Source organism: Rhizobium sp. Leaf306 (assembly GCF_001423425.1).
Classification (GTDB): Bacteria; Pseudomonadota; Alphaproteobacteria; order Rhizobiales; family Rhizobiaceae; genus Neorhizobium; species Neorhizobium soli.
On the sequence record NZ_LMNX01000003.1, the window covers coordinates 1,009,682 to 1,025,478 of the forward strand.

14 protein-coding genes are annotated in these 15,797 nt (G+C 57.6%); 4 read left to right on the forward strand and 10 right to left on the reverse strand.

From position 1 onward, the window contains the following. Positions 1–13: 13 nt before the first annotated feature. Both ASG19_RS17965 and ASG19_RS17970 read right to left on the reverse strand, forming a co-directional pair. Entirely contained in the window at positions 14–691 is a 678-nt protein-coding gene (locus ASG19_RS17965) for an isochorismatase family protein (protein ID WP_062460262.1), read from the reverse strand. Further along, a complete protein-coding gene (locus ASG19_RS17970; protein ID WP_062460264.1) occupies positions 688–1,578 on the reverse strand; it encodes an oxaloacetate decarboxylase in 891 nt (296 codons plus the stop codon). The genes ASG19_RS17965 and ASG19_RS17970 overlap by 4 nt, the downstream gene beginning before the upstream one ends. Before the next feature lie 258 nt (positions 1,579–1,836). On the opposite strand from ASG19_RS17970, the gene ASG19_RS17975 reads away from it, so the two are divergent. Continuing rightward, positions 1,837–2,739, forward strand: a complete 903-nt coding sequence (locus tag ASG19_RS17975; RefSeq protein WP_162238160.1) for an amidohydrolase family protein — start codon at positions 1,837–1,839, stop codon at positions 2,737–2,739. A 63-nt stretch (positions 2,740–2,802) separates the two neighbouring features. On the opposite strand, the gene ASG19_RS17980 is transcribed toward ASG19_RS17975, so the two are convergent. From ASG19_RS17980 to ASG19_RS17990, 3 genes are all read right to left on the reverse strand, one after another. Next, entirely contained in the window at positions 2,803–3,495 is a 693-nt protein-coding gene (locus ASG19_RS17980) for a GntR family transcriptional regulator (RefSeq protein WP_062460270.1), read from the reverse strand. A 196-nt stretch (positions 3,496–3,691) separates the two neighbouring features. Further along, on the reverse strand, positions 3,692–4,426 hold the full coding sequence (locus tag ASG19_RS17985; protein WP_062460272.1) for an enoyl-CoA hydratase-related protein: 735 nt from the start codon (positions 4,424–4,426) through the stop codon (positions 3,692–3,694). Continuing rightward, a complete protein-coding gene (locus tag ASG19_RS17990) occupies positions 4,426–5,547 on the reverse strand; it encodes an AMP-binding protein (protein ID WP_162238161.1) in 1,122 nt (373 codons plus the stop codon). The genes ASG19_RS17985 and ASG19_RS17990 overlap by 1 nt, the downstream gene beginning before the upstream one ends. Before the next feature lie 141 nt (positions 5,548–5,688). Here ASG19_RS17990 and ASG19_RS24115 point away from each other — a divergent pair, with 141 nt between their 5' ends. Next, a complete protein-coding gene (locus ASG19_RS24115; protein ID WP_162238162.1) occupies positions 5,689–5,826 on the forward strand; it encodes a hypothetical protein in 138 nt (45 codons plus the stop codon). Positions 5,827–5,883: 57 nt separating this feature from the next. Here ASG19_RS24115 and ASG19_RS17995 read toward each other — a convergent pair whose 3' ends face one another. Then, entirely contained in the window at positions 5,884–7,386 is a 1,503-nt protein-coding gene (locus ASG19_RS17995) for an ABC transporter substrate-binding protein (protein WP_062460276.1), read from the reverse strand. Positions 7,387–7,676: 290 nt separating this feature from the next. Here ASG19_RS17995 and ASG19_RS18000 point away from each other — a divergent pair, with 290 nt between their 5' ends. Then, positions 7,677–8,504, forward strand: coding sequence for a DUF4437 domain-containing protein (locus tag ASG19_RS18000; protein ID WP_062460278.1), 828 nt, complete (start codon positions 7,677–7,679; stop codon positions 8,502–8,504). Here ASG19_RS18000 and ASG19_RS18005 read toward each other — a convergent pair. After that, positions 8,501–10,138 (reverse strand): alpha/beta hydrolase, encoded by a 1,638-nt coding sequence (locus tag ASG19_RS18005; RefSeq protein WP_062460280.1) that lies wholly within the window; start codon positions 10,136–10,138, stop codon positions 8,501–8,503. The genes ASG19_RS18000 and ASG19_RS18005 overlap by 4 nt on opposite strands. A 119-nt stretch (positions 10,139–10,257) precedes the next feature. On the opposite strand from ASG19_RS18005, the gene ASG19_RS18010 reads away from it, so the two are divergent. Next, positions 10,258–11,856 carry an FAD-binding oxidoreductase gene (locus ASG19_RS18010; RefSeq protein ID WP_162238163.1) on the forward strand — a complete coding sequence of 533 codons (1,599 nt, stop codon included), beginning with the start codon at positions 10,258–10,260 and terminating at the stop codon, positions 11,854–11,856. 58 nt (positions 11,857–11,914) lie between these two features. On the opposite strand, the gene ASG19_RS18015 is transcribed toward ASG19_RS18010, so the two are convergent. From ASG19_RS18015 to ASG19_RS18025, 3 genes are read right to left on the reverse strand one after another with little or no spacing between them, the layout of a single operon-like run. Continuing rightward, the gene (locus tag ASG19_RS18015) at positions 11,915–14,008 is read right to left on the reverse strand and encodes an ABC transporter ATP-binding protein (RefSeq protein ID WP_082476408.1); all 2,094 of its coding nucleotides are present in this window, start codon (positions 14,006–14,008) and stop codon (positions 11,915–11,917) included. Further along, positions 14,008–14,847 carry an ABC transporter permease gene (locus ASG19_RS18020; RefSeq protein WP_062460286.1) on the reverse strand — a complete coding sequence of 280 codons (840 nt, stop codon included), beginning with the start codon at positions 14,845–14,847 and terminating at the stop codon, positions 14,008–14,010. The genes ASG19_RS18015 and ASG19_RS18020 overlap by 1 nt, the downstream gene beginning before the upstream one ends. Continuing rightward, positions 14,847–15,764, reverse strand: a complete 918-nt coding sequence (locus ASG19_RS18025) for an ABC transporter permease (protein ID WP_062460288.1) — start codon at positions 15,762–15,764, stop codon at positions 14,847–14,849. The genes ASG19_RS18020 and ASG19_RS18025 overlap by 1 nt, the downstream gene beginning before the upstream one ends. Positions 15,765–15,797 lie beyond the last annotated feature (33 nt).

The following is a 15,797-nucleotide window of genomic DNA, read 5'->3' on the forward strand; positions in this document are numbered from 1 at the left end:
GGCTGGATTTCGGTCAGATGGCGCTCAGTTTCCCGAGAAGATCTTCTGTAGTTCCAACATCGGCATATTTCGCTGCCATGTCGAAAAGATTGACGGCATGTGAAGTTGGCGAACGATCGTAGACTGCATCCTGCGGGACGAACGTCCTGAAGTTGAAGGCGAACGCATCAACTACTGAGCCGCGCACACAGCCGCTTGTGGAGCAACCCGTAACCACAACTGTATCCGCCTGCGCATTGATCAAATAGCTAGCGAGCGGCGTTCCGAAGAACGCGCTCGGATGCTTCTTCGGTAACAAGATATCACCCTCAACGGGCGCGATCTCCGCGACAAATTCATATCCTTTAGCGGGGATGCCCATGATGCTTGGCACCTTGTCGGACAGACGGCCGGTGTCGAAACCAAATTTTGGCGCGACATGTGGATACATGACCGGCCAACCGCGGGAACGGAATAAGTCGACGAGCAGCTTTATTTTGTGGACGGCGGCCCAAGCCACGTCACCGCAAGATGTTGGGTATTCCTTGATGGCTTCTGCCATCGGCATTGGTCTGGAGCCTACCGTGCGGTACTGCACATCTATCACCAGCAGCGCTGGACGTTTGCCGATACCGGAGGAGCGTCCAAAACCGACTGCTTTATAAGCAGCCTGCTCTTCCTCGCTGATGATGCCGTCCCACGGATAACTCATTCTGCTGCTCCTACCTTGGCCTCTTTGCCCGTGTAGCGGTCCTCGAGGGCATCCCAGACATGCTTGGAAACGACCCTTTGACGTTCATCGAATGTGGCAAGCCGGTCGGCTACAGCATCCAGCGAACCGTCACGCTTCAGGGCACCTAGAACCTCATAATGTGCCCGCACGGAAGCCTGCAAGGCGGCATTTGCATAAAGTACCAGTGAGAAACCCATCTCGGTGAAACGCTGGCGGCCCGGATCCGGGGTCTTGCCGCCGAAGACAATATTGGCAACCTGCGGCGTTATGATGCTGCGTGTGATCTTAGCAAGCTCCTCGAACGAACGCGGCGCCTCGACGAAGGTCATGTCGGCGCCGATTTCGGCAAACGCCTGCGCGCGCTCGATGGCGCGATCCAGCCCTTCGATAGCCGCAGCGTCAGTCCGGGCAATGATCTGGATATCCTGGTCGATACGGGTATCGAGTGCCGCTTTAAGCTTGTCAAGCATCTCAGTTAGCGGCACCACTCCCTTGCCGGAGAAGTGTCCGCACTTCTTTGGAAAGACCTGATCCTCGATCTGGATACCGGCAGCGCCCGCGCGCTCCAACGAACGGATTGTCCGCACCATATTGAGAGGGTTACCAAACCCGGTATCCGCATCTACGATAATCGGCAGGTCGACGGCGTCGGCGATATTCCCGGTCGCCATGACAACTTCGGTGAGGGTGGTGAGTCCAATATCGGGAACTCCAAGGCTGGTGTTCGCGAGCCCGGCGCCGGTCAAGTAGACAATCTCAAAACCTAAATCTTCAATAACCCGCGCACTTAGCGCGTTCCCTGCACCAGGCACGGGCACAGCCTGCCTGCGGGCGATAATTTCTTTTAGCTGCTTCGCCTTAGACATCGAGGATTATTCCTTCTGGCTCCCTTGACAATCTGCACCAGCATAACCGCAGATTGCCTTCTGTCAACAGTCTACAAATACAGTTCCATATCGCTTTTTAAAGGAAATCCGAGTCGTAAAACGTGGTTGTCAAACCTGTTTTCTGTTTCGGTGTATGAAGGCCAGTGACTGACCAGACAAAAATGCATACTCAGCAAACTGTTGACAGATGTGTAAATGTCATGGATTTTGCCTACGCAGAATGAAGTGGTGAAGAACATGAGTGACAACAGCTATAAATTCGACATCTCGAATACGCAGGATGGCTACGGTGCGATCGACATTGTGACCAACTTCTACACGCCGCAGGTCATCGCGGAAAAACGCGTTCCGACTGACGAGACCTTCCGCGATCAGGTCCGCATGGAAGAGCACCACCGCAAGGGGATGACTCAGGAACAGTATATCGAAAAGATGGACCGCGCCGGCATCGAGCGCTCTCTTCTGATCGCCACCCGCTGCGGCGACCGGCGCATGAGCACCTCGACTGAGATCCCTTACGAATACGTGTACGAGGCATGCAAGGCCTATCCGCATCGCTATTCCGGCTTGGCAGGCATCGATCCGCTTCGCGGCATTGCAGGCCTCAAAGAACTTGACAAGGCTGTCCAAGAGTACGGCTTCGTCGGCGCGCACCTCTACCCACACTGGTTCGGCCAATCACCGGATGCAGCGATCTATTACCCTTATTATGCGCGCTGCGCCGAACTCGGTATACCGATCATGATGCAGGTCGGCCATTGCCTCGTCTACCGTTCGGACAACCGGCTGGCGACGGTGGCTCGGCCGATGGCACTGGACCGTATTGCGATCGACTTCCCGGAACTGACGATTATCGGCATCCATCTCGGCTATCCCTGGACCGAAGAGATGATCAGCGTCGCCACGAAGCATCGCAACGTCTTCATGTGTGGCGACGCTTATGCTCCTAAGCATTGGGGGGCCTCGGCCGTTCATTTCGCGAATACCTACGGTCAGGACAAGTTTTTGTTCGGCACCGATTGGTGGGTGATCGACCCAGAACGGGCAATGGAGGAAATCCACGAGTTCGACATGCGCCCGGCTTCTAAGCGCAAGCTACTTCGCGACAACGCGATCAAGGTTTTCAAACTTCCAGAGTAATCATAGAAAAAGGGGACGATGCCCGAGCACATCCCCTTTTTTTGTGCGTTTGAGAAAACTCGATTACAGTGAGGCGGTCCGCGGGGGCGGCTCAACATTGGCAGCGGCAAGCGAGCTGTAGCGAGCATTGCGGATATGCGTGCGCATTGCGGTTTCCGCCCGATCCGGATCGCGGCTTTCAAGAGCCTCGACGATCTGCCGGTGTTCTTTGAGCGCTGCTTGTGCCCTCCCAGGCTGCGTACTTGATTTACGGCGATGGATGCGCAGTTGGTAGTAAATCTCGTTCATCAACACGCGCTCGATCCGCTCGCACTGCGCGCCATGAATGATCGCGAAATGAAAGTCGTCGTCCCGTGACCGCTGAACGTAGGCTTCGCCCGAAGCCAGTTCCGGCTGATGCGAGTGCCCTTCCAAAAGCGCGCGAAGATCGTCCAGTTGCTTGACCGTCATGCGTTCGGCGGCAAGACGTGCGGACATGCCCTCAAGCGCTTCGCGGGTCAGGAAAAGAGATTCAAGGTCCTCGCGCGTGAAGGAGATAACGTGGACGCCGATTCGCGGGGTCCGCTTGACTAGTCGGCCCTCAAGCCGTCCGAGCGCCTCGCGCAGCGGACCGCGGCTGATACCGAGATTGCGGGCTAGTTCCGCTTCGGATAGCCTCTGGCCTGGCTCAAATTCACCCGAAGTGATTGCTTCTACAACCTTGTCGAAGGCTTCGGCGCTTAGAGAGGATCTTATGATAGGCTGAATAGTGGACATGCCAGACTCCTATACACCAAGGACATTAGAGCTGGCAGGAATTCCAAAAATAGCGCCATCAACAATAGAAGTCATACCAGCAAACTTTCTAGGTTGGAATTGGAAACCCGTGGTTTTCCAACCTCCAGTTGACTTTAACCGCGAAAGTTCAGTGCTTTCTCGGCACAACGTTCTGGTCCAACCTGTAGATTTCAAGTCAGCGCCCTTCCCGCACATATAGAAACTCGCGAATGCGCGCTTCCGCACTCGTTATTCTCTCCCGGTAGTGATCGATGCAAGCGTGGCGGCTTTGGGAAAGGCCGAATGCTACGGTCTCCCGCGAGTGCTCGGCAAGCCCCTCAACCAGCGTCGCCACCGTCACATCGAGCATAACTCGTGGGACAATACCGGATACCAGCGCGATTTCCAGCGCCCGCCCAGCTGTTACCGGTTGCGCGGTTAAAGCAAGCTCTATGGCGATGGGGCGCGCGATCCGGTCCTCCAGCGCCGCCAGCACCACGAAAGGGAAAATTCGGTGACCAACCTCGGGCAGGCAGAACCGTGCCTCCTGGCAGGCAATCGCAAAATCGCAACTGGCGAGAAGGCCTATGCCTCCAGCATAACAATGTCCGTTGATGCGGCCTACGATGGGTTTGGATACGCCGGCAGCATAACGGAGATAGTCGCCTAGCCCGGTCGTACTATTGTCGGCAAGGCTGTTCAGGAACCCCTCCCCAGCCGAGAGGTCTGCACCGGCGCAAAAAGCCTGATCACCGGCACCGGTAAGAACGATGACGCTGACGCCATTATCCTCGTTCGCCGCCCGCATCAGCTCGGACAAGCGCTCGAAGTGGCGGCGTGCCAGCGCGTTGCGTTTGTTCTCCCGGCATATCGTTATCGTGGCGACGGCGTTCAGCACCACGTATGTTATGTCGTCGAGAACCTCAGCCATCACCGAGCCTGGCGAAGATCAACGATCCGCTTCGGTTTTGCCGGAAGGGTTGGGTCGTAGATCTTGTCGCGCTCGACAAGTTCGATTGTCGGCCGAAGGTTCGTGAGCCGCTTAACTTCCTCCGCCATCCGCTCGGATATATCCGCGGCATGGCCTTGCGCGGGCGCTAGCCTGACGACGAGTTCGTCCATTGAGAATGGATCAGCGGGATCCTGTGATGTGACGACGATCTGGTACTCGTCAATGCCAGGCATGCGGTCGAATTCTTCTTTTAGGTTCCCGAGATTGACCAACGCACCCCTGACTTTGATGATATCGCCGGTACGGCTGGTCTTCGAGGAAAGCCGCGGCGAGGTGCGGCCGCAATGCGGGCACGGTTCGTGATTGAGCGATCCGACGTCGCCCATCTTGTAGCGCAAAAAAACAGTACCTCGGCGGTTGAGATGGGTAACCGCCAGCATGCCGCTCTGGCCATCGGGCACGCGCTTCCCCGTTTCTTCGTCGATCACCTCGTGGAAAAGCTGGTCTGGCAGCGCGCTGTGGAAACCGCTTCCCTCGCAGCACTCGACCATCGTCCCGCCCTGCTCGGTCGAGCCGTAGCGGTTTACAATGACCGTATCAGCGCAGTTGAGTGCCCGCATACGCTGGCGGAAATCCTCGCGCATAGCGGGAGACGAAGCTTCGCCGGTGGTCATCACCATCCTGACGCTGCTAAGATCCGTGCCGCTCTCCTGGGCTCGGATGAGCACGCGCCGAACGAAACCTGCAACGCCCCAGAGCACGGTTGCCTTGTGGCGGGCGACTGAAGCGACTGCCTGATCGAGCGACCGGTTGACTGGGAACATTGAGTCCGTTCGTCCGGTATTGCCGAACATGATCGACGCTCCAACAGCCCCAGCTTCGTCCGCCGCCCGCGAAAATGCGCCCATCGGAAAACCAGTCATGGGGAAGAGGTTGGCGATCAGATCGGTATCCTTCAGACCGATCAGTTCCTTGCGGTCCTGGAAGCCGTACATGTAGGCAAAGTGATCATGTGCGGTGACATAGATCGGAGCCGGGCGACCGGTGGTCGTACCGGTCGTGTAGATGATCTTCCAAAGGATGGCCTCGTTCCCTGGCATGCCTTCCGGGCGCATGCGAAATGCATCTGGGTCTGATAGGAATTCTTTTTTGGAACAGGGGGGCAAAAGGTCTAGATCGGCGCGGTTGCGTATGTGCTCGGGCCTTAGACCCTCGGCACGCATCAGTTTGAAGTAATAAGGATGATGGTCGTAGCAAAGCTCCACCATCTGCTGGATGAGGCGATCTTGCAGAGCGTGTACCGCTTCGACTGGCTGACGCAACATGTCGGGAAGGGTGAAGCTACTTTCGGTGGACATCATATTCAGGAATCCGTGTGATGATTAGACGCTTGATGGGAACGGCAGGGGTTCATTTCCTGCCGCTCTCTTTCGTCATTATTTGAAGTCGTAGAGACGAATGAAGCCATCCGGCCATGGCTTGTAATCTACAGTCTTCTTCACTCCGTAGGCCTGCATCTCGTCGTAAAGTGGGAGGTGGTATCGGTTCTCGTTGCTGCGGCGGAATGCCTGGGCAATGAGTTCCTTCTGCTTGGCAACATTGGTTGTCGTACGCTGCTCCTTGAGAAGCCGATCGATTTCCTTGTCGACCTTGTAGGCATGTGACCCATCTTCATACATCGTCGTCAGCACGGTTTCCGCATGGTACTGCGATGATCCGAAAGCGAACAGGTACATGCTGTCGAGTTTCGACTGCAGCCAGAGCGGGAAGAAGGCCGTAAATTCCATCGGCTTGATCTCGACCTTGAGACCTATAGCGGTCATGTATCCGGCCATCGCCTGGACAACTTCGTTCGCCATGACGATGTTATTGTTGGGATACTGGATCGAGATAACCTCGCCATTGTAGCCGGATTTTGCGATCAGTTCCTTAGCAGCGACTGGATCGAATTTGGTCGGTGTGAATGACGGATCGTAACCTATGTTCATCGGCGGCACCATAATGCCAGTGGGCTTGCCGAGACCTCGGAGGAGCTTGTCGGTAATAGCCTGCCTATCAATACCCCGATCGATCGCTTCACGGATCATCGGATTGTCAAGCGGCGGTTTATTAGGATTGAACGCCGCAAAGATCACGCGGAAGCCAGGCGCGATATCGACATTTAGTTCATCCGAGGATTTAAGCTGTGTCATCAGCGACGGCGGCAGAGCGGGAACGAGATCGACTTCACCCGAGAGAAGAGCCGAGGCGCGGCTAGCTTCGGACGGGATCGGGCGGAAAGTCGCCTTCTTGATCGGCAGCGCACCGCGCCACGATTTGTCAAACGCTTCGAGGACCATACGGTCGTCCTTGACCCATTCAACGAACTTGTAGGCACCGGTGCCGACCGGCTTGGTCGCATACCCCTGGTCGCCAACCTTGTCGAAATAGGTCTTCGACATGATATTCAGGTAGCTGATTTGACGGTAGAAGATCCCGTAGGGCTGAATTAGCGTGAACTTGACTGTGTGGTCGTCGACTTTTTCGACAGACTTGACCAGCTTGATAAAGGTCCGGACTGGGGTGGCGTTATCGGCAAGGACACGCTGCGTGGTAAACACCACATCGTCGGCGGTAAATGGGCTGCCGTCGTGGAAGACAACGTTCTTGCGAAGCTTGAACGTCCACTGCATAAGGTCCGCGGATGGCTCCCAGGATTCTGCAAGGCGACCTCTCATGCTGCCGTCGCGCTGCAGTTCTGTCAGCGCATCGAATACGTTGAGACGGTAGTTGAAACCGAGCGGCGAAGTATCCTTGCTCGGATCTAGCCCGGGGAAGTCGCCGGGCAGCGCCACGGCGAGCGTTTCCGGTGCGGCGAGAGACAGCGTAGGCGCGGTCAGCAGCCCTGCGGCGACGGTCGCGGCACCCATTGTCGTCATCAGCCTGCGAAAGAAATTCATGAGCGTCTCCTGAATGCAGGGGGTTCAATCACGATCCGGACCCCCACTCGGAATTCGAAGCTCAGCCAGGAGAAACAAAAGCCAGGGTGCCAGCCTCAATCATGGCCCAGCACCTCGCACTCCACCAAATCGCCAGGGGGATTTATAGTCGTTCCCCTTTGCCCTGACGATCCTGCGCCTCGCTCTAGTGCCCGTACGGTAAGTCGCGTACTGATAACTGTCAACAGTTGTCTTCTTAAGTCGTATGAGTTCTATTGTCAGTCCCACGCACGTAAAACGAGGAGACCGGCATGCGGGACCATATCGACTTCATCCAGGCGCAGCACATTAAATGGCAGCAGGCCGAACTCCTGGGCTACCCAGATGCACGGATGAAGCTGCTGAGCACAGACGACGCTACCGGCGCGCTCAGCACTATCCTTTCGATGCCTGCCAATTGGAAACGTCCGCCCGCAGCCAGCCTTTTCGACGAGGAGATCTACGTTCTCGACGGCTCCTTGACCATGGGCGGCGAAACTTTCCTTGCCCACAGCTATGCATTCCTGCCGGCGGGATACGGCGAAAACGACATCGCTACGACAAACGGTGCGACGGCCCTCTACTTCAGGTCCGGCTCTGTGGGGGAGCAGCAGCGCCGTGATCCTGCCACGATAGAATCCCGCCTCGTCAGGTACCTAGACGTCGCGAACGGCTCGTGGGATGGAGATCTGGAAAGGCTTGGCCTGAGCAGCATGAAGGCAGGCTCGCGGATGCGGATGCTGCGTGAAGACCCGCTATCCGGCGAGATGACCTACATCACGGCAACGATCGCATTCCGCCGCGGCGAAAAGGCCGAGCGGCATCCGATCAGCCAGGAATTCTTCCTGCTGTCAGGCGAGCTGGCCGGCGAGCTTGGCACCATGCAAGGCGGTGCCTATTGCGTGCGTCCGCCAATGGCAAAGCACGGCCCCTACGGTTCACCGACCGGCGCTCTGATCTTCTTCCGGGGATTCGGCGGCAGGCAGGAGACGTTCTGGGAAGAAACCGATCCTTTCACCTTCTACCCCACTCACCAGCCAATCTTGCCGGACTCTCTGAAGGCGCTCGGCAAGCCAGTCCCGCCGCCATCGCGCTACTAAGCACGTTTGGGCGCAACCCGGAGGGCAATACCCGCGCCTTCCGCAGCAAAAGCAAACAGATCCTGCGGATCGCTGACCAGCTTGCAAGAAGAATCCATCGTCCATAAACGATCGAGAAGTGGATATTGTAGCAAGGTCTGCCATATGCAGCGGTAATGCGCAGGCTGCCGAAGGAGGATCACGGCCCGGCGGTGCAGCCATTGAGGATCGATACGCGGCTCGGTGCACCGTGCATTGGCCGTCGTTCGCTGGTTCCACGGCCACCAGAGTTCCTGATCACGCATATGATGCCAGAGCTTGAGGAAATTGCCGCCAGCCCATTCCGGTGAAATATCCGGTGCGTACGCGGCTGCGAACGATATCCTATCTTCCATCTCAATGGCTGGAGGAGAGCGGAACGTTATGTGTCTGACCCGCTGTGGGTACCGTAGGCTGAATTCCACTGCAATGGCAGCCGAAGTACCGTGCGCATAAATGTCAATCTTTCCAAATCGAACCTGATCGATGATCTCATTAAGCTGATCCACCCATACCTCTATCGAGACCTGCTCTTCAGCAGGGAGAATGGAATGGCCGTTGCCCCAGGTATCGATCGCCAGCACCGGTCCCTCCCCCGCAAGTGCCTCGATCTCTTCTAAGTGCAGGTCTATTCCGCCCGGTAGGTCCGGCAGGAAGATCGTCGGAATGCTGTCTTTCCCCATCGAAGCACAGCGGAAATGCACAGCGCCCCGTGAGGTGGTAACATAGTCGCGCGAAAGTTCATCGCCGAGGACAGGCTCCCGATGCGGCGGCGTCTCGACTTCCGGCGCATGCCGGCGGAGTGTCGCCAGCTCCTCCACCGCGGCCGCCTGATGATCGCGCGGAAAAATCTGGACGGTGGCGGTTTCCGGATAGAGTGGCACCGTCTTGTACTGGCTGTCGCCCGGCCGATTGCCGTAGATCACCGGAACCTTGACCTCGCTGATCATACCCAGACCGGCATGTCGGAAAGCCGAAGAGTAGACGCGAACATAGGTTTCGCTTGCCGTCAGCAACTCCGTGGCGCCACGATAGAGAAAATCGATATCGGGCAGATCCGTGTCGGCGCGCTGCGAAAGCAATGGCTTGTCCCACGGCCAGAACATATGCTGCTCGCGATATCGAAACCACGCCCAGGTCAGGTGCCCGCCATCCCAGCTAGGCTCGATCGGCGTCAGGTATTCGGCCAGTCGTTCTTCAGTATAGGGCTTTGCGAAAACCGGGAAACCATCTGTCAGTACGAAGCTGCAGAGATCGGGATGCCGCAGGGCCAGTTCGACCGCTACGCCGGCGCCGGTATGTCGGCCGTAAACCATCACCCGTGAAAGGCGTAGCATGTGTATCCCTGAGGCCACTGCATCGGCGAGGTCTGCCGTCGTCAGATCCGGCTTTTCAAGCATTTCGGACATGCCGAACCCCGGAAGATCGAAGGCAAATGTGGTGAAATTCGCTCCCCATTCCGCCTGCAGAGGTTCCAGCACCCGCAGCGAGCACGGGGCGGCATGCAGCATCACCAGCGGCGGCCCTTTCCCCTGCCGTGCGTAGTGCAAAAGCTTGCCGTCGATATCCAGAAATCCTTTGTGCATCGGCAGTGGTTCGGCGCATTCTTCCTGCATGTCTAGCTCCCTCGGGCAAATCTGTTGACAGTTTACATCCGAAATTAGTATGGATGTCCAGAGGGTTTGCTTGATTGAAATCGGACATGCCTCTTGCGCAATCCGATACGGAGAAGACGATGAGCGCGACTGGCGATACCAACCAAAACACTTTCCTCTTGGAACAGCTGGGAACGTCGGTTCCGGGCCTTGAACTGCAGATTTCTAACCTCTCCCTATACCAGACAGATATCTACTATGTTGCTGAACATCCGCCGCTGGCCCTTGCTTCGCCTGCGTCTGCCGAAGAGGTCAAACAACTTGTGCTGGCCGCCCGCCGGCTCGGGCTGAAGCTAGCCAGCCGTGGCGCCGGCCTGTCGTACAGCTCCGGTTACATCCCGGCCAATGACCGCACCGTCATCGTAGACATGACGCGCATGAACAGCATTGTCGATCTCCAGCCTGAAGATAGATATGTAACCGTTGAGCCCGGCGTAACCTGGTCGCAGCTACGCGAGGCACTTAAACCGATCGGCCTGACCACGCCTTTCTGGGGGACGTTTTCCGGCCTCTACGCGACGATCGGCGCGACGGTATCGCAGGGCGGCAAATTCTACGGTTCCGCATCGCGCGGCACCTCGGCAGAGAGCGTGCTCGGCCTGCAGATTGTAACCGGCACAGGCGAGATCCTGACGACCGGTTCTGCAGCGACGATTGGCGAAGCATCGCCCTTTTTCCGCAATTATGGGCCGGACCTCACCGGAGTATTTCTCGGTGACTGTGGCGCGTTCGGCATCAAGACCCGCATCACACTCCAACTCATACCGGCAGCAGTAGAAACCGGGTTCTGCTCCTTCTCGTTCGACGAACCTCTCGCCCAACTTGGCGCTATGGGCAAGATCGGAGCGGAACTGCTCGCCAGCGAATGCCTCGGCATGGACCCATTCACCGCCCGCAGCCGAATGGCCGGCGAGGGACTGACCAGCGACATTGCCACCCTTCTCGGTGTCATCAAGGGAAGCGGATCGATATTCTCTGGCCTGCGCGACGCGGCCCTGATCGCAGCCAGCGGCCGCCGTTTCTCCGAAAAGGTCGGATACCTCATGAACTGTATCTGTGAGGGCCGCGACCAGGCTGACGTCCGCTCCCGTATGCGCCGCATCAGAGAGATCGCAACGGCGGCAGGCGGACGCGCCATCCCTGCATCAATCCCCCGCGTCATGCGGGCGATGCCCTTCCCACCCATGAACGGGCTGCTGACACCATCGGCGAAGCGGGTGAATTGGCTGCACACCGTCGTGCCGAACTCCCGCGGCGGCGAATGCTTCAGCAAGACCGAGGCGGTGTTTGCCAGGCATGCCAGACTGATGAAGGATTGCGGCATAGACCGCGGATACTTGCTCTCGACACACGGTCCTTCCGGGGTCGGCATCGAAACGCTGATCCGCTGGTCGGACGCTCCTTACGCCATCCATACCCATTTCATGAGCGATGCAGAAAAGGCAAAAGTCAGGCAGCGCTCTGAAAATCCGAAATCGTCTGCAGCCGTCATTGAGATATCAAAAGACATCGTCGCGGACTGGCGCGACATGGGCGGCGTCCATATGCAGATTGGCAGGAAATATCCTTATCTCGAAACCCGCCAGCCGGCGACGGCAACACTGCTCGGAGATTTGAAGCAGAAGCTCGACCCCGACAATATCATCAACCCCGGCAACCTCTTCTCGACCCTGAAATAGCAAAAGAGGCGCTGCGGTCTGGCTTCACCGCAGCGCCTCTGCATATTTGATGGAAGAATCAGACGTTGGTGCGTTCAGCATGCCCGGCCGCTTCCCCTACCATGTCGGCCAACACATAAGACGGCTTGCCCGGAAACAGGCAGGCGCTTAGGTGATCGATACCGGTGCGCGGCTCGAGTTTCGGCTCAGCCCTTGCGCATTCCTCGACAGCGCGAAAACAGCGCGTGCGGAACGAACAGCCCGAAGGAGGCGACAGCGGGTTGGGCAGGTCGCCCTCTAACACGATACGCCCCTCGCCTTCCGACGCGTCCGGTCGCGGGATCGAAGACAACAATGCCTGCGTATAGGGATGCGCTGGCGACTCGAACACTTCGCGAACCGCTCCATGCTCAACGATCCGGCCGAGATACATCACCGCCACCTCGTCCGAGATATGCCGAACTACCGAGAGATCGTGCGAGATGAAGACATAGGTCAGACCCAGCTCTTCCTGCAATTTCTTCAACAGGTTGATAATCTGTGCCTGAATCGAGACGTCAAGCGCCGAAACCGCTTCGTCTAAAATGAGCACATCCGGGTTGAGCGCAAGGGCGCGGGCGATAGCGATGCGCTGGCGCTGCCCACCTGAGAATTCGGGCGGGCGCCGCCGTCCGGCATCGGGTGTCAATCCCACATGCGCCAACAATTCATCGATCCGTTGCGGATCATATCTGCCATGAATACGCAGCGGTTCGCCGATAACCTCATGGATCGTCATCCGCGGATCGAGCGACGAATACGGATCCTGGAACACCACCTGCAGATCACGACGCTTGGCGCGAAGGCGGGTGCCGCGCAGGTTCATGAATGGCTCACCGTTCAAATAGACGTCGCCACCTGAGGCATCAAGAAGGCGCAGGAGCACACGCGCCAGCGTGGACTTCCCACAACCGGATTCGCCGACAAGCCCAAGCGTCCGACCCTTGGGAATCTCGAAGGAGATATTTCGTAGTGCCTTAAGCTGCTGGGAGCTTCTAAGAAGTCCAACACCAATCTGGAAATCTTTAGTGAGATTGTCCACCTTGAGGATTGGCGCCAGCACGTCTCGCTCATCGATCTGTTCGCGATCGACGATTTGCACGGCCTTTTCCTGCGCCTGCCGCCAAGCAGCAGTCTCCTCGCTGAAGTGACACGCCACGGCACTATCATCGCGGAGGGCATGCAACAGCGGCTTTTCCTCGCGACAGGGTATCCGGCCGTTCGACATCGCGCAACGTGGATGGAACACGCAGCCGCGTGGTCGATTGGCGAGGTCCGGTACAAAGCCTGGAATGGAATAAAGCTCCTTCACCTCCCGATCGACACGCGGCAGACTAGCAATCAGCCCGGCGGTGTATGGATGGTTTGGGTTGGAAAACAGCGTCTTCGCAGGCGAAGTCTCCATGATCCTGCCGCCATACATGACGGCCATACGGTCGGCCGTTTCAGCAACTAGGCCGAGATCGTGGGTGATTAGCACCATGGCCGCCTTGGTGCGTTCACGCACTTCCGCCAGCACGCTCATCACCTGAGCTTGTATGGTCACGTCCAGCGCCGTCGTTGGCTCGTCGGCAATTAGGAGATCAGGCTCGTTGGCCATCGCAATCGCGATTACCACGCGCTGCCGCATGCCGCCAGAAAACTCGTTGGGATACTGGCTATAGCGCTTTTCTGGGTTGGGAATACCGACAAGTTGCAAGAGCTCGATCACCCGGTCGCGCACCTGCCGGCTCGACATGCCGGGGTTATGCAGCCGCACGGCCTCGCCGATCTGCTTGCCAATCCGCAGTACCGGATTGAGCGTCGTCATCGGATCCTGGAAGACGATGGCCATTGTCTTGCCGCGGATCGACCGCATCTGCTCGAAGGACAAGCTGGTCAGCTCGCGGCCGCGCAGTTTTATGCTGCCGGAGACGATCTTCAGCGGTTCGGCCAAAAGACCGAGCACTGCCAGCATCGTCAAGCTCTTGCCCGAACCCGATTCGCCGACGATGCCGAAGACTTCGTTCTGCCGGACGTCGAACGACACGTCGTCGACAAGTCTCACCGGCCCCTTTGCGCCGGGAACCTCGATTGAGAGATTGCGGACGCTGAGGACGATATCCGTGTCGGCTGTCGCCATGGGAGTGCTCATCACTTTGACCTCTCGGATACACCGGCAACCTCACCTTCGGAAGTGAATGCCTGTGAGAGAAACTGAAGACCTGCGACCAGAATGAATAGGGCGATGCTCGGCAGGATCGCTAGCGATGGTGCTAGCGCCAGATAGCTCTGGCCTTCACTAACCATCATGCCCCAGCTCGGCAGAGGCGGCTGCACGCCAAGCCCGAGATAGCTAAGGGAAGCCTCCATCACCACGATCTGGCCGAACTCGTAGGAGCCGACGATCAACATCTGGGGCAACACGTTTGGAAGAAGATGTTTGCGGATATTCCATGCCGCCGTTGCCCCTTGCGTCCTTGCCGACAACACAAACTCCCGCTCGCGCAGGCTGAGCGCCATACCGCGTGCCACGCGGCCATAGGCGACCCAGCTTGTCAAACCGAGCAAAATAGCAAGGTTGGTAACGCTTGGTCCGATAATGGCGCTGACCGCGATCAGCAGCAGCACTCGCGGGATCGAAAGCTGCAGGTCAGCCAAGCCCATTATCAAGGTTTCGACCGGACCGCGAAAGTATCCAGCAACGAGACCGAGGAATACGCCGACGACCAGGCTAACGGCGACCGCCCCAAGCCCGATCAACGCGGAAACCTGTCCGGCAAGCGCTAGCCTGCTGAGGATGTCGCGGCCCAAAGTATCGGTGCCTAGCAGGTAGAACTTTCCGTCGAACGAAGATTCGCCCATCGGCACTAGGCTGCCCGCGAGATTTTGGCCGTAAGGGTCGTAGAAGGGCATCAGCGGTGTCAGGACCATGAACAAGATCATGATCGCAAGCAAGCTGACAGCAACTATTCTGGAAAGATCGAAGGTCATCAAACCATCCTCACGCGCGGATCAAGGAGACCATATAGAACGTCCACGATCAGATTGATGACGACGAACATCAGCGAGATCAGGAAGACGCCAGCGATGATAACCGGGAAATCTCGCTGGCTGACTGACTGTACGATCAGCCTGCCGACTCCTGGCCAGCTGAACACCGTTTCAGTGACAACTGTCCCGCCAAGAAGAAGGCCGAGATTGATACCCGCGACGGTGACCAGCGGCAGCAGAGCATTAGGAAGCATGTGGCCGAGCAGGACCTGGATCTTGCCCTGCCCTTTCGCATAGGCAGTCCGCACATAATCTTGCCGCTGCTCGGTGGCGAGCGAAGCATTGAACAGCCGCAGGTATAGTGCCAGCTCGTACGTGCCGAGGGTCAGCGCGGGCAGAATGAGATGAGAAAGGGTGCCGCGACCCAGCGAGGGCAGCCATTTCAGCCACACGGAAAAGATCAGGATCATCACGAGACCGAACGAAAAGATCGGGATGGCTTGACGACCGAGCGCGATCCACATGATCAGCTGACGCACGAAGCGCGAGCCAGTCATTCGCATAATGATGCCCAAGATGAACGCAAGCCCCAACCCAAGCACGAAGGAGGTCAGTGCCAGCTCGAGCGTTGCCGGCACGCGTTCAAGGACAAGACTCATCGCGGATACGTTCTGCCGCAGCGATACGCCGAAATCGCCGCGCAGCACATTCCAGATAAAATCGAAATACTGGATGATCATCGGCCGATCTAGGCCAAGTGCCTCCCGCACCCTTGCAATATCCTCTCCGGACGCTTCGGCAGAAAGGTTTAGAACAGCCGGATCGCCGGCAAGCCGAACAAGGAAAAACGCAGCCGTTATGACGCCGAGAACCGTCAGCATCGACTGAAGGACGCGCTTAATCAGAAATGTTGTCATCTCAATCTCCTATGCCCGTGGAGCGTTTGATCT